This is a genomic window from Enterobacter sp. HNDS-6 (assembly GCF_039850505.1).
GTDB lineage: Bacteria > Pseudomonadota > Gammaproteobacteria > Enterobacterales > Enterobacteriaceae > Enterobacter > Enterobacter kobei.
Genome location: NZ_CP156673.1, coordinates 1,806,295 through 1,829,847, shown reverse-complemented (window position 1 = coordinate 1,829,847; position 23,553 = coordinate 1,806,295). Strand labels below are relative to the sequence as shown.

The window sequence follows — 23,553 nt, the reverse complement described above, 5'->3', positions numbered from 1 at the left end:
GGGAGAGGGCCAGGGTGAGGGCATCGGACCGCGCTCACCCCATCATGAATTTCCTTCATCTTCCCTGAGCAAACCTCACCGTTATTGTTGATTATTTATGTTGACGTCCCTCCGCTTTTCCGTCATTTTTACATCTGGACGTCTAAACGTATAGAAGTTCACAATACAACAAACAATGACACGCGACAGATAGAGGTAAGGTATGAGCTTTTTTCACGCCAACCAGCGGGAAGCACTGAATCAGAGCCTGGCCGAAGTAAACGGCCAGATTAACGTCTCTTTTGAATTTTTCCCGCCGCGCACCAGTGAAATGGAGCAAACCCTGTGGAGCTCTATCGATCGCCTGAGCAGCCTGAAGCCAAAGTTTGTCTCCGTGACCTACGGTGCGAACTCCGGCGAGCGCGACCGCACGCACAGCATCATCAAAGGCATTAAAGACCGTACCGGTCTGGAAGCTGCGCCGCACCTCACCTGTATCGACGCCACCCGTGACGAGTTACGTGCCATTGCCCAGGACTACTGGAACAACGGTATCCGTCATATTGTCGCCCTGCGCGGCGATCTGCCGCCGGGAAGCGGCAAGCCGGAAATGTATGCCGCCGACCTGGTCGCGTTGCTGAAAGACGTGGCTGACTTTGATATCTCCGTCGCCGCGTATCCTGAAGTTCATCCGGAAGCGAAAAGCGCCCAGGCGGACCTGCTCAACCTGAAGCGTAAAGTGGATGCGGGTGCCAATCGCGCGATTACGCAGTTCTTCTTTGATGTGGAGAGCTACCTGCGTTTCCGTGACCGCTGCGTTTCCGCGAGCATCGACGTTGAAATTATCCCGGGGATCCTGCCGGTCTCTAACTTCAAACAGGCGAAGAAATTTGCTGATATGACCAACGTGCGCATTCCGCTGTGGATGTCCAAAATGTATGAAGGGCTGGACGATGACCCGGAGACCCGCAAGCTGGTGGGCGCTAACATCGCGATGGACATGGTGAAGATCTTAAGCCGCGAAGGGGTGAAGGATTTCCACTTCTACACGCTCAACCGCGCGGAAATGAGCTATGCCATCTGTCACACCCTGGGCGTTCGTCCGGCATAAAAAAATAGAAAGCCCTTATAAAATGAGGGCTTTTTAATCAAACAGATAGTTAAAAGGTATTAACTATCGAATCTGTGGATTATTTCAACTATATCTTATTGCTAGTGGTGTATATCGTAACGGTAACACTGTACAAGGGAGCATAGCGATGAGCACGTCAGACGAGACCAATAACGCAGCATCAGCCGGCAAATGCCCGTTCCATCACGGCGGCGCCGATCACAGCGCGGGAGCAGGTACAAGCAGCCGTGACTGGTGGCCAAAGCAACTCCGCATTGACCTTCTTAACCAACATTCCAACCGTTCTAACCCGCTGGGTGAAGACTTCGACTACCGCAAAGAATTTAGCAAACTCGACTACTCTGCCCTCAAAGGCGATCTCAAAGCGCTTTTAACCGACTCTCAGCCGTGGTGGCCTGCTGACTGGGGCAGCTATGCTGGCCTGTTTATTCGCATGGCGTGGCACGGCGCGGGTACTTATCGCTCCGTTGATGGACGCGGCGGGGCAGGACGCGGCCAACAGCGTTTTGCACCGCTGAACTCCTGGCCCGATAACGTCAGTCTGGATAAAGCGCGTCGTCTGCTGTGGCCCATCAAGCAAAAATACGGGCAAAAAATTTCCTGGGCTGACCTGTTCATCCTGGCGGGGAACGTGGCGCTGGAAAACTCCGGTTTCCGCACCTTTGGTTTCGGTGCCGGTCGTGAAGACGTCTGGGAACCGGATCTGGACGTGAACTGGGGCGATGAAAAAGCCTGGCTGACCCACCGTGACCCGGAAGCGCTGGCGAAGCGTCCTCTGGCCGCAACCGAAATGGGCCTGATCTACGTTAACCCGGAAGGGCCAAACGCCAGCGGTGAACCACTGTCCGCGGCGGCAGCCATCCGCGCGACCTTTGGCAATATGGGCATGAACGACGAAGAGACCGTGGCGCTGATCGCCGGTGGTCATACGCTCGGTAAAACCCATGGCGCAGGTGAAGCCACACATGTGGGCACCGACCCTGAAGCCTCACCGATTGAAGCGCAGGGCCTGGGCTGGGCGAGTACGCACGGTACAGGCGTTGGTGCAGATGCCATTACGTCCGGTCTGGAAGTTATCTGGTCACAAACTCCGACCCAGTGGAGCAACTACTTCTTCGAGAACCTGTTCAAATATGAGTGGGTCCAGACCCGCAGCCCGGCAGGTGCCATTCAGTTTGAAGCCGTGGATGCGCCAGAAATTATGCCGGACCCGTTCGACCCGTCGAAAAAACGCAAACCAACGATGCTGGTCACCGACCTGACGCTGCGTTTTGATCCGGAATTCGAGAAAATTTCTCGCCGCTTCCTGAACGATCCGCAGGCTTTCAACGAAGCCTTTGCGCGCGCGTGGTTCAAACTGACTCACCGCGATATGGGCCCAAAAGCGCGGTACATTGGTCCGGAAGTGCCGAAAGAAGATCTGATCTGGCAGGATCCGCTGCCTCAGCCGGTGTTCAATCCTTCGAAAGAAGACATTGAAAGCCTGAAAGCGGAAATCATTGCCTCGGGTCTCTCCGTGAGTGAGCTGGTTTCCGTTGCCTGGGCGTCTGCGTCGACCTTCCGCGGTGGCGACAAGCGTGGCGGCGCCAACGGTGCGCGTCTGGCGCTGGCGCCTCAGCGCGACTGGGATGTTAACGCCGCTGCCGTACGTGCATTACCGGCTCTGGAAGCCATCCAGCGCACCACCAATAAAGCCTCCCTAGCCGATATCATCGTGCTGGCGGGCGTGGTAGGTGTTGAGCAGGCGGCGAAAGCGGCAGGCGTTTACGTTACCGTACCGTTTACGCCGGGCCGCGTGGATGCGCGCCAGGACCAGACGGATATCGAGATGTTTAACCTGCTCGAGCCGATTGCCGATGGCTTCCGCAACTACCGTGCGCAGGTGGATACGTCAACCACCGAATCACTGCTGATCGATAAAGCGCAGCAGCTGACGCTGACCGCACCCGAACTGACGGTTTTGGTCGGCGGTCTGCGCGTACTCGGGGCAAACTTCGATGGCAGCAAGAATGGCGTGTTCACCGACCGTGAGGGCGTGTTGAGCAATGACTTCTTCGTGAACCTGCTGGATATGAATACCCAGTGGAAGGCGACCGACGACTCAAACGAGCTGTTTGCCGGTAGCGATCGCGCCAGTGGCGAAGTGAAATACACCGCGACCCGCGCGGACCTGGTGTTCGGTTCAAACGCCGTCCTGCGCGCGCTGGCTGAAGTCTACGCCAGCAGCGATGCACACGAGAAGTTTGTGCGTGATTTTGTTGCCGCCTGGGCGAGAGTGGTGGATTTGGATCGGTTTGACGTGAAGTAACCAGTGTGCCGGGTGGCGGCTACGCCTTACCCGGCTTACAAAAGCGTGTCATTCGTAGGCCGGGTAAGCGTTAGCGCCACCCGGCTTTTTTATTACTCCCACTCCTGCAGGAACCGCTGTCCATACTGGTCAGCCACCAGCAGCGCCGCATACACCTGATCAGGGGTTACTCCGCCCGGCATGTTGTGAATAGTTTCCCCTTCCGCACAGGACGCTTCTGCGATCAGACGCATTTTGGCCGGAATATCCTCTTTAATATTCAGCTGCGCCAGCGTGATCGGCAGTCCCACGCTGTGGCAAAGCGCCGCGACGGCCTCTATTTCTTCTACCGGCGCATTTTCGAGCACCAGCTGCGTCAGCGTACCAAACGCTACTTTTTCACCGTGATAGAAGTGATGCGCATCCGGCACCGCCGTCATACCGTTGTGAATCGCATGTGCCGCAGCCAGTCCACCGCTTTCAAAACCTACGCCGCTGAGATAGGTGTTGGCTTCGATAATGCGCTCCAGCGCAGGCGTTACGACATGCTGTTCCGCCGCCAGCATGGCTTTCTCACCCTCTTCAAGCAGCGTGTTGTAGCACAGCTCCGCCAGCGCGAGTGCCGCCTGCGTGCATTTACCGCCCGCCATCGTCGTGGCACCGCTACGCGAGCAGGCGCGCGCTTCAAACCAGGTCGCCAGCGCATCGCCAATCCCCGCGGCAAGCAGACGAGCCGGCGCACGCGCGACGACTTTGGTATCCACAATCACCATGTTCGGGTTGTGCGGCAGCATCAGGTAGCGATCGAACTCGCCGCTGTCGGTATAGATTACGGAAAGTGCGCTGCACGGTGCATCGGTGGAGGCAATGGTCGGGGCAATCGCAACCGGCACGTCCATAAAGTGTGCCAGCGCTTTGGCGGTGTCCAGCGTCTTCCCGCCGCCGATACCCAGCACGGCCAGACAGTCGGCGCTATCGGCCAGTTTTTTCAGACGATCGATTTCATTTTGTGAACATTCGCCACCAAACGGTGCGATTTCTGCATGCAGCTCTGCGTTTTTAAAGCTCTGGCGCAAGGTTTCTTCAGCAAAACCCAGCACAAATTTATCGCCGACAACCAGCCAACGCGTTGCCAGCGGTTTCAGGTAGTCGCCGAGACGGGTAAGCACATCAGCGCCCTGGATATATTTTCCGGGCGATTGAATGATACGGTCCATAACATTTCTCCCTTAGAGGTTGAGGTTACCAAACGCGTTTTTCCAGTCCTGCTCGAACTTCTCTATGGCTGACTCTACCGCCGGCGTGCCGAGCATTTGTTGCGCTACATCTAAAGGAAGCGTGATTGCGTCGCATCCGGCCAGCAGGCAGTCCAGCGCCTGACGTGGCGTTTTGAAGCTGGCGGCCAGCACCTTGCTCTCAGGGGCATGCATTTCCAGAAGAGACTGCAGCTCCTGGACCATGCGGATACCATCACCGCCCTGGGCATCGACGCGGTTCACATACGGTGCGACATACGACGCGCCCGCCAGCGCAGCCAGCAGACCCTGTGCGGCGCTGTATACGGCCGTCCCGAGTGTAGTGATCCCCTCGTTTTTCAATGCCTTAATCGCTACAAGTCCTTCTGCCGTTACCGGAATTTTCACCACGATATCCGGCAGGGCATTACTGAGACGTTTGGCTTCTGCCACCATTCCCCCGGCGTCACGGCTCATGGTCTGGGCAAACAGAGTGCCCCGGGGAGCGATGGCTTTTTGCAGGCGCGGCAGCACGCTCCAGATGGACTCTCGGCTGGCGGCAATAATGCTCGGGTTAGTGGTCACACCCGCGATCGGGAATACCCGCGCCAGACGCTCAACTTCCGCCACGTTGGCGGTGTCCAGGTACAGTTCCATTATTTTTCCTTAAGTCAGAAAGGTTGAATAAAGGATAAGGCGCGGCAGAGTACGGCGGATACAGGTCAATTTTGCCAAATACTGGACAAATGTAATGTCCTTAGTGAAGTGAGAGAACGATCACAATGCTATTTTTTGGCGATCAGCTGGCTGTGATACTGACGACGATATTCGGAAGGGGAGCGCTCGGTGTGCTTACGAAAGAGACGGCAAAAGTAGTTGCTGTCGGTAAATCCGCAGCGTGCGGCGATATCTTTAATTTTGAGGTCATAGCCTTTCAGCAGCTGGCGGGCGTGTTCCAGACGGGTCTGCGTCAGGTATTCATTGAACCCGACGTTCCCGGTCTTCTGAAAAAGGTGAGAGAGATAGTTAGGGGAAATATAAAATGCCCCGGCAACGGAATCCCGGGTCAGCGCCGAGGCATGGTTTTCATCAATAAAGCGACGAACGGCTTCGAATAATGCGCGGCTGCGGCTATCAGTGTGGATATCACTGCCAAGCAGATCGCGGCAGTGGCTGAGCAGACTTAATATCACCAGCCTGGCCGTGTCCTGCTCAGTTGGCTGCATCTGCAGCTCATTGAGCGTTTGCAGGAGAAACGCGCCCGTCCGGGGCCCTCTTCTGGCAATCTGCTGCTGTTGTATAAGAGCGTTGCCCCGGTAGAGCTGAAGCGTCAGCTGCTGTTTGCCGAAGCTTATTCTGAGCGAGTTTGAAGAATACTGCGGGACGTTCCCGGTTGCGGAAAAGAATGCTTCGCAGCGGGTTTCCAGGATAACTGAGAGACAAGGTGATGTGCGGTTATTCTCGGCAGGCGTGACAAAATGCACTTGATCCAGGGGGAATGCGCCTTTAATCAGAGCCGTGAGGATGTGCGTAATATCGTGGAACATGTTATGGATACCGGGGTATTGCCGGGTGGGCGCAAGCCCACCCCGGCATAGCCGATTAGCCCGTGTTACGCATACCCGCCGCAACGCCCGCAATCGTCACCATCAGCGCCTGCTCAACGCGAGGATCCGGCTCTTTGCCTTCTTCTTCCGCCAGACGAGAACGGTGCAGCAGCTCTGCCTGCAGGACGTTCAGCGGGTCGGTGTAGATGTTACGCAGCTGGATAGACTCGGCGATCCACGGCAGGTCCGCCATCAGGTGTGAGTCGTTGGCGATATCCAGCACCACTTTGATGTCGCCTTCCAGCAGTTCGCGCAGCTCTTTACCCAGCGCCCACAGCTCAGGCTTAACCAGACGCTGATCGTAGTATTCCGCCAGCCACAGGTCAGCTTTCGAGAAGACCATCTCCAGCATACCCAGACGGGTAGAGAAGAATGGCCAGTCGCGGCACATGGTTTCCAGTTCGTTCTGTTTACCGTCTTCCACCACTTTCTGCAGCGCGGCACCGGCACCCAGCCAGGCAGGCAGCATCAAACGGTTCTGCGTCCAGGCGAAAATCCATGGAATCGCGCGCAGTGACTCTACGCCGCCGGTCGGGCGACGCTTCGCCGGACGCGAGCCCAGCGGCAGTTTACCCAGTTCCTGCTCAGGTGTTGCCGAGCGGAAGTAAGGCACAAAATCTTTGTTTTCACGCACGTAGCCACGGTACAGATCGCAGGAGATCGCCGACAGTTCGTCCATGATATGGCACCAGGACGCTTTCGGCTCCGGCGGTGGCAGCAGGTTTGCTTCCAGAATGGCGCTGGTATAAAGCGACAGACTGCTGATGGTCACTTCCGGCAGGCCGTATTTGAAGCGGATCATCTCACCTTGCTCGGTCACGCGCAGGCCGCCTTTCAGGCTGCCTGGCGGCTGCGACAGCAGTGCCGCGTGTGCAGGCGCGCCGCCGCGGCCGATTGAGCCACCGCGTCCGTGGAACAGCGTCAGCTCAATACCGGCTTTCTCGCAAGTTTTGATCAGTGCATCCTGCGCCTGATACTGCGCCCAGGATGCCGCCATCACGCCCGCATCTTTGGCGGAGTCGGAATAACCAATCATCACCATCTGCTTGCCCTGAATAAAGCCGCGATACCAGTCGATGTTCAGCAACTGGGTCATCACGTCGTTGGCGTTGTTCAGGTCATCGAGGGTTTCAAACAGCGGCGCCACCGGCAGGGCATAGTCGATGCCCGCTTCTTTCAGAAGCAGATGAACGGCCAGCACGTCGGACGGGGTCTTCGCCATGGAGATCACATAGGCGGCCACCGATCCTTTCGGTGCGTCCACGATCGCTTTACAGGTGTTGAGCACCTCGCGGGTTTCGTTGCTTGGCTCCCAGTTGCGCGGCAACAGAGGGCGCTTGGAGTTCAGTTCGCGGATCAGGAATGCCTGTTTGTCGGCTTCGGACCAGCTTTCATAGTCGCCGATGCCGAGATAGCGGGTCAGTTCACCCAGCGCTTCGGTATGGCGGGTACTTTCCTGACGAACGTCGATACGCACCAGCGGCACGCCGAAACATTTCACGCGGCGCAGAGTGTCGAGCAGTTCGCCGTTAGCGATGATGCCCATCCCGCAGGCCTGGAGTGATTTATAACAGGCGTACAGCGGTTCCCAAAGCTGTTCGTTCTGGCTGAGCAGGCCTTCCGGCTTCGGCAGACGCTGGCCTTTCAGGCGCGCTTCCAGCCAGGCCTGAGTCGCCATCAGCTGACCGCGCAGTTTTTTCATCAGGAAACGGTACGGCTCGCTGGCGCCTTCTTCACCGGCCAGCGCGCGCAGTTCCGGCGTCGCTTCGACCATCGACAGTTCGGAAATCAGCACCTGAATATCTTTCAGGAACAAATCGGTCGCTTTCCAGCGGCTCAGCAACAGAACGTGACGGGTGATTTCCGCAGTGACGTTCGGGTTGCCGTCGCGGTCGCCGCCCATCCAGGAGGTGAAGCGTACCGGCACAAAGTCGACCGGCAGGCGGTAGCCGAGGTTCTCTTCCAGCTGTTCGTTCAGCTCGCGCAGGTAGTTCGGCACCCCTTCCCACAGGCTGTTTTCCACCACCGCAAAGCCCCATTTGGCTTCGTCGACCGGGCTGGGGCGTTGCTTACGAATTTCGTCGGTATGCCAGGACTGAGCAATCAGCTGGCGCAGACGGCGCATCAGCTGGTTGCGTTCATAGTCGGCGATGTCTTTGTTATCCAGCTGCTTGAGGCAGTTGTTCACTTCCACCATTTTGTGGATCAGGGTACGACGGGTGATCTCGGTTGGGTGAGCGGTCAGAACCAGCTCCAGCGAGAGAGACTCCACCGCTTTTTTGATGGTGGCTTCGGTGAGATCGGGCTGGTCTTTCAGTTTACGCAGCGTACGGGCAATCACTTCCGGGTTGCTGGCAGCTTCGCCATTAGGCGAAATGCTGTGGTATTGCTCAGCGGTGTTGGCCAGGTTCAGGAACTGGCTGAAGGCACGGGCAACGGGCAGCAGCTCATCGTTGGAGAGGTTCTGCAAGGTGGTGAGCAGTTCCTGACGGCTGGCCTCGTTACCGGCACGGGAAGATTTAGACAGCTTGCGGATGGTTTCAACGCGTTCGAGGATGTTTTCCCCCAACGCATCTTTGATGGTATCTCCAAGCACTTTGCCGAGCATACTGACATTACTACGCAACGCGGAATATTGTTCGTTCATAAAAACCCAGTCACCCCATCATTTTTGTTTATGCCCATGCGAAAATCTGCTGGACAATATTTTGTCATCTCCCTTTATAAAGCCACGTAAAACCCCCGTCGTCAATTGCTGCGAAAACGGTTCAGCAAACGAATAAATGCGGGCAATTTACGAAATTTAATTCGCATTGCGTCAGATAAGAGATGCTTATGGGAATGTGACGGAGATCATGCGATTTGTTGCCCTCACTCTAACCCTCTCCCACCGGGAGAGGGTTAGAGTCGGTGCGGTTTTAATGCCAGCAGAAGTGGTGCACAACCTGGGTAATCAACTCGCGAGTGGGCTTGATGAAGCGGGTTTCCAGATACTCATCCGGCTGGTGCGCCTGGTTAATGGAGCCAGGGCCAAGGACCAGCGTCGGACACAGCGTCTGAATGAACGGCGCTTCGGTGCAGTAGTTCACCACGTCGGTTTTTTCACCAAGCAGTTTTTCCACCACTTCAACCAGCTGATGATCCGGAGGGCACTCATAACCCGGGATCGGCGGATGCAGTTCGGAGACCGTCAGGCGGCCCGGCCAGCGCTCGCTCACCGGGGCCAGTGCTTCATTCAGCAAGCCGTCGAGATCGCTCAGCGTCATACCCGGCAGCGGGCGGATATCCATATGCAGTTCGCAGCAGGCGCAGATACGGTTGGAGGCATCGCCGCCGTGCAGGCTGCCGAGGTTTAGGGTCGGATACGGCACGGTGAACGCGTCATAGTGATAACGTTCTTTCAGCGAGTCGCGCAGGGTCATGATGCGGCCGATGGCGTCATGCATCAGCTCAATCGCATTTACGCCGCGCGCCGGATCGCTGGAATGACCGGACTGGCCCAGCACGCGCACGGCCGTCGAGATATGACCTTTGTGCGCGCGAATCGGTTGCAATGACGTCGGCTCGCCGATAATGGCGCAATCCGGGCGAATCGACGTGTTTTCAGAGAAGTAGCGCGCGCCCGCCATGCTGGTCTCTTCGTCGGCGGTCGCCAGAATGTAGAGCGGCTTTTTCAGTTTTGTCACGTCCACGTCACGCAGCGCGTCGAGGATAAAGGCGAAGAAGCCTTTCATGTCGGCGGTGCCGAGACCATAGAGTTTGTTGTCGTGCTCGGTCAGGGTGAACGGATCGCGGGTCCAGCGGCCATCGTCAAACGGCACGGTGTCGGTATGACCGGCAAGCAGCAGGCCGCCCGCACCGGTTCCGGTGCTGGCCAGCAGGTTAAATTTATGACGGGTTCCGGGGACGGGCTGTACCTCAACGTTAAACCCAAGATCGCTAAACCAACCCGCCAGCAGATTGATTAAAGACTCATTGCTTTGATCCAGCGCTTCTTCCGTTGCACTGATGGACGGTGTGGCAATCAGGGCGCGGTAGATCTCGATAAATGGCGGTAAGTTCATTTTCATTGTTGACACACCTTAGGTCGTGATAGTATCAATATTCATGCAATAAATGTGAATAAAAATACATTAACGTTGAGCATAAAGGAACCCGATGTTGAATACGCTGATTGTAGGCGCTAGCGGTTATGCGGGCGCAGAGCTTGTAAGCTACGTGAATCGCCATCCACATATGACCATAACCGCTTTGACCGTGTCAGCGCAAAGCAATGATGCAGGAAAGTTAATTTCCGATTTGCATCCGTGGCTTTTGGGCATTGTCGATCTGCCGCTGCAGCCGATGTCTGACATCAGTGAGTTCACCGACGGCGTTGACGTGGTGTTTTTAGCCACTGCGCACGAAGTCAGTCATGACCTGGCACCGCAGTTCCTGGCAGCCGGCTGCGTGGTGTTCGATCTCTCCGGCGCGTTCCGCGTTAACGACGGCGCGTTCTACGAAAAATATTACGGTTTCACCCATCAGCACCCCGATCTGCTTGAAAAAGCGGTTTACGGCCTGGCGGAGTGGAGCACAGACAAACTCAAAGAAGCGGATCTGATTGCCGTGCCGGGCTGCTACCCGACGGCGGCGCAACTTTCCCTGAAACCACTGATCGACGCAGGTCTGCTGGATCTGAACCAGTGGCCGGTGATCAACGCCACCAGCGGCGTGAGCGGAGCAGGGCGCAAAGCGGCGATCTCTAATAGCTTCTGCGAAGTGAGCCTTCAGCCGTATGGCGTGTTTAATCACCGCCATCACCCTGAAATCACGACGCATCTGGGTACGGACGTCATTTTCACGCCGCATCTGGGCAGCTTCCCGCGCGGGATCCTTGAAACCATCACCTGCCGCCTGAAACCGGGCGTGACCAAAGAGCAGGTGAGCGAGGTCTTCACGCAGGCGTATGCGGATAAACCGCTGGTGCGTCTGTATGACAAAGGCGTGCCGGCGCTGAAAAACGTGGTCGGGCTGCCATTCTGCGACATCGGCTTTGCCGTACAGGGCGAGCACCTGATTGTGGTCGCTGCAGAAGATAACTTACTCAAAGGCGCTGCCGCACAGGCAATGCAGTGTGCAAATATTCGTTTCGGCTTCCCTGAAACGCAGGCTCTTATTTAAGGTGTGATGATGAACCCATTAATTATCAAACTCGGTGGTGTACTGCTGGACAGCGAAGAAGCGCTGGAGCGTCTGTTTACCGCGCTGGTGAACTATCGTGAATCACACCAGCGTCCGCTGGTGATTGTGCACGGCGGCGGCTGCGTGGTAGATGAGCTGATGAAAGGGCTCAACCTGCCGGTGAAAAAGAAAAACGGCCTGCGCGTCACGCCCGCTGACCAGATTGACATCATTACCGGCGCGCTGGCGGGAACGGCGAACAAAACGCTGCTGGCATGGGCGAAGAAACATCATATTGCCTCCGTTGGCCTCTGTCTGGGGGATGGCGACAGCGTAAAAGTGACCCAGCTCGATGAAGAACTGGGCCACGTTGGACTGGCGCAGCCGGGTTCGCCTAAGCTGATTAACACGCTGCTGGAAGGTGGTTTCCTGCCAGTGGTGAGCTCTATCGGCGTGACCGAAGAGGGCGAGCTGATGAACGTTAACGCGGATCAGGCGGCAACGGCTCTGGCGGCTACGCTGGGCGCAGACCTGATCCTGCTTTCCGACGTGAGCGGCATTCTGGACGGCAAAGGCCAGCGCATCGCGGAAATGACCGCGGCCAAAGCCGAACAGCTGATCGCGCAGGGCATCATTACTGACGGCATGATCGTCAAAGTGAACGCCGCGCTGGATGCCGCTCGCACGCTGGGTCGCCCGGTGGATATCGCCTCCTGGCGTCACGCGGAACAACTGCCGGCGCTGTTTAACGGCACGCCGATTGGCACGCGTATTTTAGCGTAATCGATTTAATGTTTTGTAGGCCCGGTAAGCGCAGCGTCACCGGGCAGTGAAATTCAAAGATATTAAGGAAGCATGTTATGGCACTTTGGGGTGGGCGTTTTACACAGGCAGCGGATCAGCGGTTCAAACAGTTCAATGACTCTTTGCGCTTCGACTACCGCCTGGCCGAACAGGATATTGTCGGCTCTGTGGCCTGGTCCAAAGCGCTGGTGACCGTTGGCGTGCTGACCGCAGAGGAGCAGCTACAACTGGAAGAGGCGCTGAATAACCTTCTGGAAGAGGTGCGTCTGGATCCGCAGCAAATCCTGCAGAGCGATGCCGAGGATATTCACAGCTGGGTGGAAGGCAAACTTATCGACAAAGTCGGTCAGTTGGGTAAAAAGCTACATACCGGCCGTAGCCGTAACGACCAGGTTGCGACCGACCTGAAGCTGTGGTGTAAAGAGACCGTTGGCGAGCTGCTGGCAGCTAACCGTCAGCTGCAGAGCGCGCTGGTAGAGACCGCGCAGAACAACCAGGACGCCGTGATGCCGGGCTATACCCACCTGCAGCGCGCGCAGCCGGTGACCTTTGCCCACTGGTGTCTGGCCTATGTTGAGATGCTGGCGCGTGACGAAAGCCGTCTGCAGGACACCCTGAAACGTCTGGATGTCAGCCCACTGGGCAGCGGCGCGCTGGCCGGTACCGCGTATGAAATCGACCGTGAACAGCTCGCAGGCTGGCTGGGCTTTGCGTCCGCCACCCGTAACAGCCTGGACAGCGTCTCTGACCGTGACCATGTACTGGAGCTGCTCTCCAATGCGTCTATCGGGATGGTGCATCTGTCGCGCTTTGCCGAAGACCTGATCTTCTTTAACTCCGGTGAAGCCGGTTTTGTGGAGCTGTCCGACCGCGTGACGTCCGGATCTTCCCTGATGCCGCAGAAGAAAAACCCGGACGCGCTGGAGCTGATTCGCGGCAAGTGTGGCCGTGTGCAGGGCGCACTGACCGGTATGATGATGACCCTAAAAGGGTTGCCACTGGCGTACAACAAAGATATGCAGGAAGACAAAGAAGGGCTGTTCGACGCGCTCGACACCTGGCTGGACTGTCTGCATATGGGCGCCCTGGTGCTGGACGGCATTCAGGTGAAACGTCCGCGCTGCCAGGAAGCGGCGCAGCAAGGCTATGCGAACTCTACCGAACTGGCGGATTATCTGGTGGCGAAAGGCGTACCTTTCCGTGAAGCGCACCACATTGTGGGTGAAGCGGTGGTGGAAGCCATTCGTCAGGGTAAACCACTGGAAGATCTGGCACTGGCCGACCTGCAGAAGTTCAGTGCGGTTATCGGGGAGGATGTCTATCCGATTCTGGCGCTGCAATCCTGCCTGGATAAGCGTGCCGCGAAAGGCGGCGTGTCGCCGAAGCAGGTCGCGCAGGCGATTACGGATGCGAAAAACCGGTTGGTTTGATCGGTGCGGGTGGGTGCCCTCACCCCGGCCCTCTCCCATAGGGAGAGGGAGCAAACACTAAAAATGGCAACTTCGGTTGCCATTTTGCGTTTACCTCGGGCTTTTTTACGCAAAAAAAAGCGGACCACGGGGTCCGCAAAAGTTCACGTTGGCTTTAGTTGTTCGAGTTTTGAGAGAAACTCGATGACGGTGCGGGGACGTCAAGGGTCAAACACGTGCCGCCTCGTCTATGTGGTGTATTATTCAACAGAAAGCTTGATAGGGATAATCGTTCGTTGCTATGCTATCTATCGCCATGAACTATCGTGGCGACGGAGGATGAATAATGAATATTCGTGATCTTGAATACCTGGTAGCGCTAGCCGAGCACCGCCATTTTCGCCGTGCTGCAGATTCCTGCCACGTCAGCCAGCCGACGCTGAGCGGTCAGATCCGCAAGCTGGAAGATGAGCTGGGCGTGATGCTGCTGGAGCGCACCAGTCGTAAGGTACTGTTCACCCAGGCCGGTTTGTTGCTGGTGGATCAGGCGCGCACCGTGCTGCGCGAGGTCAAAGTGCTCAAGGAAATGGCAAGCCAGCAGGGGGAAGCGATGTCCGGCCCACTGCATATTGGCCTGATCCCAACCGTTGGCCCGTATCTTTTGCCGCACATTATTCCAATGTTGCACCAGACTTTCCCAAAACTCGAAATGTACCTGCATGAAGCGCAAACCCATCAACTGCTGGCGCAGTTAGATAGCGGCAAGCTTGACTGCGCTATTCTGGCGCTGGTGAAAGAGAGCGAAGCGTTTATTGAAGTGCCGCTGTTCGATGAGCCAATGATGCTGGCGATCTATGAAGATCACCCGTGGGCGAACCGCGATCGCGTGCCGATGGCCGATCTGGCCGGTGAAAAGCTGCTGATGCTGGAAGATGGCCACTGTCTGCGCGATCAGGCAATGGGCTTTTGCTTTGAAGCGGGTGCCGACGAAGATACCCATTTCCGCGCAACCAGCCTGGAAACGCTGCGTAATATGGTGGCGGCGGGAAGCGGGATTACGCTGCTGCCTGCGCTGGCCGTGCCGCGCGAGCGTAAGCGTGACGGCGTGGTTTATCTGCCGTGCATTAAGCCGGAACCGCGTCGCACGATCGGCCTTGTTTATCGTCCGGGGTCACCGCTGCGCAGCCGCTATGAGCAGCTGGCAGAGGCCATCCGCGGTGCGATGGATGGCCATTTCGATAACGCGTTAAAACAGGCGGTTTAAGCCGTTCAGCGCGGCGACCCGATAGGCTTCCGCCATAGTCGGGTAGTTAAAGGTGGTGTTAACGAAGTACTCAATGGTGTTACCGCCGCCTTTTTGCTCCATAATCGCCTGGCCGATGTGAATGATTTCCGCCGCGCGCTCACCAAAGCAGTGAATGCCGAGGATCTCTTTCGTCTCGCGATGGAACAGGATTTTCAGCGTCCCCACGCTCATTCCGACAATTTGCGCCCGCGCCAGATGTTTAAACTGCGCGCGACCCACCTCATATGGCACTTTCATTGACGTCAGCTGCTGCTCGGTTTTCCCTACGGAACTGATTTCCGGAATGGTATAGATGCCGGTCGGGATATCTTCGATCAGATGCGCCGTCGCTTCACCTTTCACCAGCGCCTGTGCGGCAATACGGCCCTGGTCATAAGCGGCAGAGGCCAGGCTTGGGTAACCAATCACGTCGCCGACCGCGTAAACGTGCGGCAGGGCAGTCTGGTACATGCTGTTGACCTTCAGCTGACCGCGGCTGTCGGTCTCAAGTCCGATATTCTCCAGCTGCAGGGAATCGGTGTTGCCGGTACGACCGTTGGCGTACAGCAGGCAGTCCGCTTTCAGCTTCTTACCGGACTTGAGGTGCATGATCACACCGTCGTCGCAACCTTCAATCTTCTCGTATTCTTCGTTGTGGCGAATCACCACGCCGCTGTTCCAGAAGTGGTAGGAGAGAGAGTCTGACATCTCCTGATCGAGGAATGCCAGCAGGCGGTCGCGCGTGTTGATGAGATCAACTTTGACATCCATTCCGCGGAAGATCGACGCATATTCGCAGCCAATGACCCCTGCGCCATAGATAATGACGTGGCGGGGTTCATGGTGCAGGCTCAGAATCGAGTCGCTGTCGTAAACGCGCGGGTGCGAGAAGTCGACGTCGGCCGGGTGGTAAGGGCGCGATCCGCAGGCAATCACAAATTTTTCGGCGGTGAGGGTCTCCACCGAACCGTCGTGGCATTCAAGTGCCAGGGTGTGTTCATCCACAAAATGCGCGTTGCCCTGCAAAATCTCACAGTGGTTACGCTCATAAAACCCCTGGCGCATGCGCGTCTGCTGGTTAATGACGGTATCCGCATGATTCAGGATGTCGGCAAAGGAGGAACGAAGAAGTCGGGAGTGGTCGCTGTAAAGAGGGTTCTGGTTAAATTCGATAATGCGGCTAACGGCGTGGCGGAGGGCTTTTGAAGGGATGGTGCCCCAGTGGGTGCAACCGCCGCCGACATTATGGTAGCGCTCAATGACCGCTACTCTGGCTCCCTGTTTCACCAGACCCATAGCAGCGCCTTCGCCGCCGGGGCCGGAACCAATAACTATTGCGTCGTAATCGTAGGAATGTGGCATGGTAAGGCTTACCTGTTCTTATACATAAAAGCAACAGAATCATAACATCATTGCCAGGGTAACCCAATTATCGTTGTGCTTTTTTCCGGCAGTGGAGCACAAACCGCACGTAAACAATCATTCACAAAGCCAGGCAAACAGATTAATTTTATTCTCTGGTATAGTGCCAGCAGGCCTTTGGAAGGATTCAACTATCGTGATGGGCGTAAGAGCACAACAAAAAGAGAAAACCCGGCGTTCGCTGGTGGAAGCCGCATTCAGTCAACTGAGTGCCGAGCGGAGTTTTGCCAGTTTGAGCCTGCGCGAAGTCGCACGCGAGGCCGGGATTGCGCCAACGTCCTTCTATCGTCATTTCCGTGATGTGGATGAACTGGGCCTGACCATGGTCGATGAAAGCGGTCTGATGCTGCGCCAGCTGATGCGCCAGGCACGTCAGCGTATCGCCAAAGGGGGGAGCGTGATACGCACCTCCGTGTCGACCTTTATGGAATTTATTGGCAATAACCCCAACGCGTTTCGTCTGCTTTTGCGCGAGCGTTCGGGCACATCGGCGGCGTTTCGTGCCGCCGTCGCGCGTGAAATTCAGCACTTCATCGCGGAACTTGCCGACTATCTTGAACTCGAAAACCATATGCCGCGTGCGTTTACTGAAGCACAGGCTGAGGCGATGGTGACGATTGTTTTCAGCGCGGGTGCCGAAGCGCTGGATGTCAGCATTGAACAACGCAAACAGCTCGAAGAGCGACTGGTATTGCAGCTCAGGATGATCTCCAAAGGCGCGTACTACTGGTATCGCCGTGAACAAGAGAAACTGGCACATCAAACCGAAGAGTGAAGGTGAGTAATGAAACAGTCAGGTCAGGATAAAGGGACGCTGTTGCTGGCATTGATCGCTGGCTTATCCATTAATGGGACGTTTGCCGCTATTTTTAGCTCAATTGTTCCGTTTTCGATTTTCCCGCTTATTGCGCTGGTGCTGACGGTGTACTGCCTGCATCAACGTTACCTGAACCGCACCATGCCGGTGGGGTTACCGGGGCTGGCCGCTGCCTGCTTTATTCTGGGCGTATTGCTGTATAGCACCGTGGTGCGTGCGGAGTATCCGGATATCGGATCTAACTTCTTCCCTGCGGTACTGTCTGTGGCGCTGGTATTCTGGATTGGCTCGCGCATGCGTAGCCGTAAGAGCCAGTTACCAGAGTAATGAATTATTTGTAGGGCAGGTAAGCGAAGCGCCACCTGCCAAAAACGGCCTACAGATTACCGTGCGGTCAGTAAAACGCCGCACTCCATATGGTGCGTATACGGGAACTGATCGAACAGCGCCAGACGTTCAACTTTGTGCGTCTGGCTTAATGTTTCGAGGTTCTTGCACAGCGTCTCCGGGTTACAGGAGATGTACAAAATGCGCGGGTACGCCTGCACCATCTTTTCGGTTTCGCTGTCCAGGCCACTGCGCGGCGGGTCGACAAAAATCGTCTCACACTGGTAGCTCTTCAGGTCGATCCCTTCCAGGCGGTTAAACGCCCGCACGCCGTTCATGGCCTGCGTAAACTCTTCTGCGGCCATACGAATGATCTGCACGTTGTCGATATGGTTAGCGGCAATGTTGTACTGCGCGGCGGCAACTGACGGCTTGGCAATTTCGGTTGCCAGAACGCGATCAAAGTTACGTGCCAGGGCCAGGGAGAAGTTGCCGTTACCGCAGTACAGCTCAAGCAGGTCGCCTTTAGATCCTTCCGTCGCCTTGAGCGCCCACTCCAGCATCTGCACGTTCATCGCTGCGTTCGGCTGAGTGAAGCTGTTCTCGACCTGACGATAAATCATCTCTTTACCCGCCACCGGCAAACGCTCATCGACGTAATCCTGATCCAGCATGATTTTGGTTTTGGTCGCGCGGCCAATCAGGTGGACATTGATGTTCTGCGCACGCAGCGCATCGCGCAGGGTTTCTGCCTGTTCGCGCCATTCGTCGGTCAGCGCTTTGTGGTAGAGCAGAGAGACAATCGCCTGATTGCTTTGCGTGGTCAGATAGTCAATCTGGAACAGCTTATGACGCAGCACCGGATTATCGCGTACACCGTCAATGATCAGGGTCATCAGCTGGTTGATGAGCTCACTCGCCGCCGGGAAGCTGTCCACGCGAATGCGGGATTTTGTCTGCTGATCGAAAATGATGTGGTACAGGTCATCTCCGTCGTGCCAGATGCGGAACTCGGCGCGCATGCGGTAGTGGCTGACGGGAGAGCGGAACACCTCGGGAACGGGCGCGTTGAACGGCGTCATCATACTTTGCAGGCGGACGACTTTCTCTGCCAGCTGCGCGTCGTACTGTTCTGTCGGGAGGTGTTCTGGGGTCATGATGCGTCCTGAGTGATAAAGAATTACGCGGGGATTGTAGGCATTGTGCAGGGGATGTCCAGATTTAATGGCTCATAGCTGTCTGGACATCTATACGTGTCTAATTGTAGCATTCTGTTTCCGGTCTCCTGAGAGTGAAAAGGGAATCCAGTGTAATTCTGGAGCTGACGCGCAGCGGTAAAGACTGGCGGGATGAACGTTGTAGACACTGTGAAAATGGGAAGTCTTCATCCGTATAACGCCACCTAGCCCGAAGACCTGCCGGGATCACGTCGCATTTGGTTTCATCATCGCGTGCTATCGATGGGGCCTGCGGCATCCTTCTTATATTGTGGATGCTTTAACAATGATTAAAAAAGTATCGCTGTTGACGGCGCTGTCCGTCACGGCATTTTCGGGCTGGGCGCAGGATAGCGCCGACTCGTTGGTGGTGACGGCAAATCGTTTTGAACAACCTGAAAAAACTATTCTGGCGGCAACCTCCGTTGTCACGCGTGCCGATATTGACCGCTGGCAGTCAACCTCGGTCCTGGATGTTATGCGTCGCCTGCCCGGTGTGGATACGGCGCAAAGTGGTGGAATGGGTCAACTCTCTTCTCTCTTTATACGTGGTACCAACTCCAGCCACGTCCTGATTCTCGTTGATGGCATCCGTCTTAACCAGGCGGGCGTCACGGGATCGTCCGATCTCAGCCAGTTCCCCATCGCTCTGGTGCAGCGTATCGAATACGTTCGTGGCCCGCGTTCGGCAGTGTATGGCTCGGATGCGATTGGTGGCGTAGTGAACATCATCACCACCCGCGCAAAGGACGGTACGACCCTGAATGCAGGCGTAGGATCGCACGGTTACCAAAACTATGGCGGCAGCACTCAGCAGACGCTGGGTGACAGCACGCGCGTCACGCTTGCGGGTGATTACACCTATACCAAAGGTTTCGATGTGGTCGCGGACGGCAACAATGGTGGCCTTGCCCAGACCGATCGCGACGGCTTTATGAATAAAACGCTCTATGGCGCAGTGGATCACGCATTCTCAGACCAGTGGAGCGGATTTGTTCGCGGCTTTGGCTACAGCAACCGTACGGCCTACGACGGTTATTACAGTTCATTTACGCCTGACGTACTGGTCGATACCCGTCAGCTCTATAGCCAGACCTGGGATGCAGGATTGCGCTTCAACGATGACATCTTCCATTCACAGCTGCTCACCAGCTATAGCCACAGCAAGGACTATAACTACGACCCGAGTTTGGGCCGTTACGATTCGACTGCGACACTGGATGAAATCAAACAGTACAACGTCCAGTGGCTCAACTCTGTTGATGTGGGTCACGGGAACATTGGCGCGGGCGTTGACTGGCAGAAGCAGAGCACTGAACCGGGTACAAACTATGTGACCAACGGCTATGACTTGCGTAACACCGGCGTTTACCTGACGGGGTTGCAGCAGTTTGGTGATGTCACTCTGGAAGGGGCAGTTCGCAGCGATGACAACTCTCAGTTTGGTCGTCATGGCACCTGGCAAAGCAGTGCAGCGTGGGAGTTCGTGGACGGTTACCGCTTCATTGCCTCTTATGGTACGGCCTATAAAGCACCGAATCTGGGGCAACTCTATGGCTTCTATGGCAATGACCATCTTGATCCCGAAGAGAGCAAGCAGTGGGAAGGCGCGTTTGAAGGCCTGACTGCGGGGGTGAGCTGGCGCGTTTCCGGCTACCGTAATGACGTTGATAATCTCATCGACTTCAATAATAACCTCCAGCAATATTACAACGTCGGTAAAGCACGCATTAAAGGTGTGGAAGCGACAGCATCGTTTGATACGGGTCCGTTGACGCATACTGTGGGCTACGACTATGTGGATGCCCGCAATGCAGCAACCAACGAACTTCTGGACCGTCGTGCTAAGCAGCAGGTGAAATATCAGCTCGATACGCAGATCTATGATTTCGACTGGAGCCTGACTTATCACTATCTCGGTACGCGTTACGACACTGACTTTGGTACTTATCCGTCAGAGAAAGTAAAAATGGGTGGTGTCAGCCTGTGGGATGTCGCAGTTTCGTATCCTGTCACCTCACACCTCACAGTTCGTGGTAAAATAGCCAACCTGTTCGATAAAGATTACGAGACAGTTTATGGCTACCAAACTGCAGGACGGGAATACACCTTGTCTGGCAGCTACACCTTCTAATCCGCGTCCCACCGTGCTGGTATTTGATTCCGGCGTCGGTGGACTTTCGGTCTATGATGAGATTCGGCATCTCCTGCCGGATCTCCATTACATTTACGCTTTCGATAATGTCGCGTTCCCGTACGGGGAAAAGAGTGAGGACTTTATCGTCGAGCGCGTGGTTGAAATCGTCACCGCAGTGCAAAAGCGCTATCCCCTTGCACTGGCCGTCATCGCCTGTAATACGGCGAGCACCGTTTCCCTTCCCGCCCTGCGTGAAAAATTCCCGTTCCCGGTTGTGGGCGTCGTGCCTGCAATCAAGCCTGCGGCACGTTTGACGGCGAATGGCATTGTGGGATTGCTGGCCACGCGAGGTACGGTAAAGCGTCCTTATACCCGCGAGCTGATCGAGCGTTTTGCTAACGAATGCCAGATTGCGATGCTCGGTTCGGCAGAGCTGGTGGAGATGGCCGAAGCGAAATTGCATGGACAGGCGGTATCACTCGACGAGCTGCGTCGTATTCTTCGTCCATGGTTGCGGATGCCCGAACCCCCGGATACGGTTGTGCTCGGCTGCACCCACTTCCCGCTACTACAGGAAGAGCTGTTAGAGGTACTGCCGGAGGGAACACGGCTGGTGGATTCCGGTGCGGCTATCGCGCGTCGTACGGCCTGGCTGCTGGAACATGAAGCGCCTGATGCGAAATCAGCCGATGCGAATATTGTTTTTTGTATGGCAATTACGAAAGAGACTGAGCAACTTTTACCCGTTTTACGCCGTTATGGCTTTCAAACGCTCGAAAAACTGGCGCTATAGCACGGTTTTGAGCAAAAAAGAGACGGTTGAAAGTTTTTTTTAAAAGAGGGGTTGTCAACGTCTGAGAACTCCCTATAATGCGCCTCCACTGACACGGAACAACGGCTTACAGGCCGCCGGGTTAGCGGGGTTCAGAGATGAACGCCAGCAGAGAAAAGCAAAAATAATCGCTTGACTCTGAATGAGGAAAACGTAATATACGGGACCTCGCAACGGTGAGCTGAAAGCCGCGTTGCAACTGCTCTTTAACAATTTATCAGACAATCTGTGTGGGCACTCAAAGTGACATGGATTCTTAACGTCCTCGGACGAAAAATGAATGCCAAGTCTCTGAGTGAACATACGTAATTCATTACGAAGTTTAATTCACGAGCATCAAACTTAAATTGAAGAGTTTGATCATGGCTCAGATTGAACGCTGGCGGCAGGCCTAACACATGCAAGTCGAACGGTAGCACAGAGAGCTTGCTCTCGGGTGACGAGTGGCGGACGGGTGAGTAATGTCTGGGAAACTGCCTGATGGAGGGGGATAACTACTGGAAACGGTAGCTAATACCGCATAACGTCGCAAGACCAAAGAGGGGGACCTTCGGGCCTCTTGCCATCAGATGTGCCCAGATGGGATTAGCTAGTAGGTGGGGTAACGGCTCACCTAGGCGACGATCCCTAGCTGGTCTGAGAGGATGACCAGCCACACTGGAACTGAGACACGGTCCAGACTCCTACGGGAGGCAGCAGTGGGGAATATTGCACAATGGGCGCAAGCCTGATGCAGCCATGCCGCGTGTATGAAGAAGGCCTTCGGGTTGTAAAGTACTTTCAGCGGGGAGGAAGGTGTTGTGGTTAATAACCGCAGCAATTGACGTTACCCGCAGAAGAAGCACCGGCTAACTCCGTGCCAGCAGCCGCGGTAATACGGAGGGTGCAAGCGTTAATCGGAATTACTGGGCGTAAAGCGCACGCAGGCGGTCTGTCAAGTCGGATGTGAAATCCCCGGGCTCAACCTGGGAACTGCATTCGAAACTGGCAGGCTAGAGTCTTGTAGAGGGGGGTAGAATTCCAGGTGTAGCGGTGAAATGCGTAGAGATCTGGAGGAATACCGGTGGCGAAGGCGGCCCCCTGGACAAAGACTGACGCTCAGGTGCGAAAGCGTGGGGAGCAAACAGGATTAGATACCCTGGTAGTCCACGCCGTAAACGATGTCGACTTGGAGGTTGTGCCCTTGAGGCGTGGCTTCCGGAGCTAACGCGTTAAGTCGACCGCCTGGGGAGTACGGCCGCAAGGTTAAAACTCAAATGAATTGACGGGGGCCCGCACAAGCGGTGGAGCATGTGGTTTAATTCGATGCAACGCGAAGAACCTTACCTACTCTTGACATCCAGAGAACTTAGCAGAGATGCTTTGGTGCCTTCGGGAACTCTGAGACAGGTGCTGCATGGCTGTCGTCAGCTCGTGTTGTGAAATGTTGGGTTAAGTCCCGCAACGAGCGCAACCCTTATCCTTTGTTGCCAGCGGTCCGGCCGGGAACTCAAAGGAGACTGCCAGTGATAAACTGGAGGAAGGTGGGGATGACGTCAAGTCATCATGGCCCTTACGAGTAGGGCTACACACGTGCTACAATGGCGCATACAAAGAGAAGCGACCTCGCGAGAGCAAGCGGACCTCATAAAGTGCGTCGTAGTCCGGATTGGAGTCTGCAACTCGACTCCATGAAGTCGGAATCGCTAGTAATCGTAGATCAGAATGCTACGGTGAATACGTTCCCGGGCCTTGTACACACCGCCCGTCACACCATGGGAGTGGGTTGCAAAAGAAGTAGGTAGCTTAACCTTCGGGAGGGCGCTTACCACTTTGTGATTCATGACTGGGGTGAAGTCGTAACAAGGTAACCGTAGGGGAACCTGCGGTTGGATCACCTCCTTACCTTAAAGAACCTGCC

General features: G+C 55.8%; 17 protein-coding genes, 1 rRNA gene and 1 riboswitch. Of the genes, 11 read left to right on the top strand and 7 right to left on the bottom strand.

What is annotated here, in order from left to right:
• The first annotated feature begins 202 nt into the window (after nt 1-202).
• Nucleotides 203-1,090 carry a methylenetetrahydrofolate reductase gene (gene metF / locus ABFI50_RS08560; protein ID WP_014885696.1) on the top strand — a complete coding sequence of 296 codons (888 nt, stop codon included), beginning with the start codon at nt 203-205 and terminating at the stop codon, nt 1,088-1,090.
• Nucleotides 1,091-1,238: 148 nt separating this feature from the next.
• Entirely contained in the window at nt 1,239-3,419 is a 2,181-nt protein-coding gene (gene katG / locus ABFI50_RS08555) for a catalase/peroxidase HPI (protein WP_347485840.1), read from the top strand.
• A gap of 92 nt (nt 3,420-3,511) precedes the next feature.
• On the opposite strand, the gene ABFI50_RS08550 is transcribed toward katG, so the two are convergent.
• The 5 genes from ABFI50_RS08550 to argE all read right to left on the bottom strand — a co-directional run bounded on the left by ABFI50_RS08550 (nt 3,512) and on the right by argE (nt 10,310).
• Nucleotides 3,512-4,615: a glycerol dehydrogenase gene (locus ABFI50_RS08550; protein ID WP_248197593.1), complete on the bottom strand. Its 1,104-nt coding sequence runs from the start codon at nt 4,613-4,615 to the stop codon at nt 3,512-3,514.
• Between the two features lie 12 nt (nt 4,616-4,627).
• Nucleotides 4,628-5,290, bottom strand: a complete 663-nt coding sequence (fsa, locus tag ABFI50_RS08545) for a fructose-6-phosphate aldolase (protein ID WP_032635167.1) — start codon at nt 5,288-5,290, stop codon at nt 4,628-4,630.
• A gap of 128 nt (nt 5,291-5,418) precedes the next feature.
• Nucleotides 5,419-6,180 (bottom strand): AraC family transcriptional regulator, encoded by a 762-nt coding sequence (locus tag ABFI50_RS08540; protein WP_045134877.1) that lies wholly within the window; start codon nt 6,178-6,180, stop codon nt 5,419-5,421.
• A 55-nt stretch (nt 6,181-6,235) separates the two neighbouring features.
• The gene (gene ppc, locus ABFI50_RS08535; RefSeq protein WP_014885691.1) at nt 6,236-8,887 is read right to left on the bottom strand and encodes a phosphoenolpyruvate carboxylase; all 2,652 of its coding nucleotides are present in this window, start codon (nt 8,885-8,887) and stop codon (nt 6,236-6,238) included.
• A 271-nt stretch (nt 8,888-9,158) separates the two neighbouring features.
• A complete protein-coding gene (gene argE, locus ABFI50_RS08530; RefSeq protein WP_014885690.1) occupies nt 9,159-10,310 on the bottom strand; it encodes an acetylornithine deacetylase in 1,152 nt (383 codons plus the stop codon).
• A gap of 88 nt (nt 10,311-10,398) precedes the next feature.
• Between argE and argC the strand changes: the two genes are divergently transcribed.
• From argC to oxyR, 4 genes are all read left to right on the top strand, one after another.
• Nucleotides 10,399-11,403 carry an N-acetyl-gamma-glutamyl-phosphate reductase gene (argC, locus tag ABFI50_RS08525; protein ID WP_023331592.1) on the top strand — a complete coding sequence of 335 codons (1,005 nt, stop codon included), beginning with the start codon at nt 10,399-10,401 and terminating at the stop codon, nt 11,401-11,403.
• Between the two features lie 6 nt (nt 11,404-11,409).
• On the top strand, nt 11,410-12,186 hold the full coding sequence (gene argB, locus ABFI50_RS08520; protein ID WP_086527814.1) for an acetylglutamate kinase: 777 nt from the start codon (nt 11,410-11,412) through the stop codon (nt 12,184-12,186).
• Between the two features lie 77 nt (nt 12,187-12,263).
• Complete coding sequence (gene argH / locus ABFI50_RS08515) at nt 12,264-13,637, top strand: argininosuccinate lyase (protein ID WP_032635165.1); 1,374 nt, start codon at nt 12,264-12,266, stop codon at nt 13,635-13,637.
• 325 nt (nt 13,638-13,962) lie between these two features.
• Nucleotides 13,963-14,880 carry a DNA-binding transcriptional regulator OxyR gene (oxyR, locus tag ABFI50_RS08510; protein ID WP_014885686.1) on the top strand — a complete coding sequence of 306 codons (918 nt, stop codon included), beginning with the start codon at nt 13,963-13,965 and terminating at the stop codon, nt 14,878-14,880.
• Here the strand turns inward: oxyR and sthA are convergent.
• Nucleotides 14,863-16,263: a Si-specific NAD(P)(+) transhydrogenase gene (gene sthA, locus ABFI50_RS08505; RefSeq protein WP_014885685.1), complete on the bottom strand. Its 1,401-nt coding sequence runs from the start codon at nt 16,261-16,263 to the stop codon at nt 14,863-14,865. The genes oxyR and sthA overlap by 18 nt on opposite strands.
• Before the next feature lie 196 nt (nt 16,264-16,459).
• Between sthA and fabR the strand changes: the two genes are divergently transcribed.
• The gene (gene fabR, locus ABFI50_RS08500) at nt 16,460-17,098 is read left to right on the top strand and encodes an HTH-type transcriptional repressor FabR (RefSeq protein ID WP_008501784.1); all 639 of its coding nucleotides are present in this window, start codon (nt 16,460-16,462) and stop codon (nt 17,096-17,098) included.
• A 9-nt stretch (nt 17,099-17,107) separates the two neighbouring features.
• Nucleotides 17,108-17,467, top strand: coding sequence for a YijD family membrane protein (locus ABFI50_RS08495; RefSeq protein WP_008501783.1), 360 nt, complete (start codon nt 17,108-17,110; stop codon nt 17,465-17,467).
• Between the two features lie 56 nt (nt 17,468-17,523).
• Here ABFI50_RS08495 and trmA read toward each other — a convergent pair whose 3' ends face one another.
• Nucleotides 17,524-18,624, bottom strand: coding sequence for a tRNA (uridine(54)-C5)-methyltransferase TrmA (gene trmA, locus ABFI50_RS08490; RefSeq protein ID WP_347485837.1), 1,101 nt, complete (start codon nt 18,622-18,624; stop codon nt 17,524-17,526).
• A gap of 104 nt (nt 18,625-18,728) precedes the next feature.
• Nucleotides 18,729-18,905: riboswitch (cobalamin riboswitch) on the top strand.
• Between the two features lie 65 nt (nt 18,906-18,970).
• On the opposite strand from trmA, the gene btuB reads away from it, so the two are divergent.
• The 3 genes from btuB to ABFI50_RS08475 all read left to right on the top strand — a co-directional run bounded on the left by btuB (nt 18,971) and on the right by ABFI50_RS08475 (nt 23,537).
• Nucleotides 18,971-20,818, top strand: a complete 1,848-nt coding sequence (gene btuB / locus ABFI50_RS08485; protein WP_180262539.1) for a TonB-dependent vitamin B12 receptor BtuB — start codon at nt 18,971-18,973, stop codon at nt 20,816-20,818.
• Complete coding sequence (gene murI, locus ABFI50_RS08480; RefSeq protein ID WP_347485835.1) at nt 20,763-21,614, top strand: glutamate racemase; 852 nt, start codon at nt 20,763-20,765, stop codon at nt 21,612-21,614. The genes btuB and murI overlap by 56 nt, the downstream gene beginning before the upstream one ends.
• A gap of 383 nt (nt 21,615-21,997) precedes the next feature.
• A 16S ribosomal RNA gene (locus ABFI50_RS08475) occupies nt 21,998-23,537 on the top strand.
• The last annotated feature ends 16 nt before the right edge of the window (nt 23,538-23,553 follow it).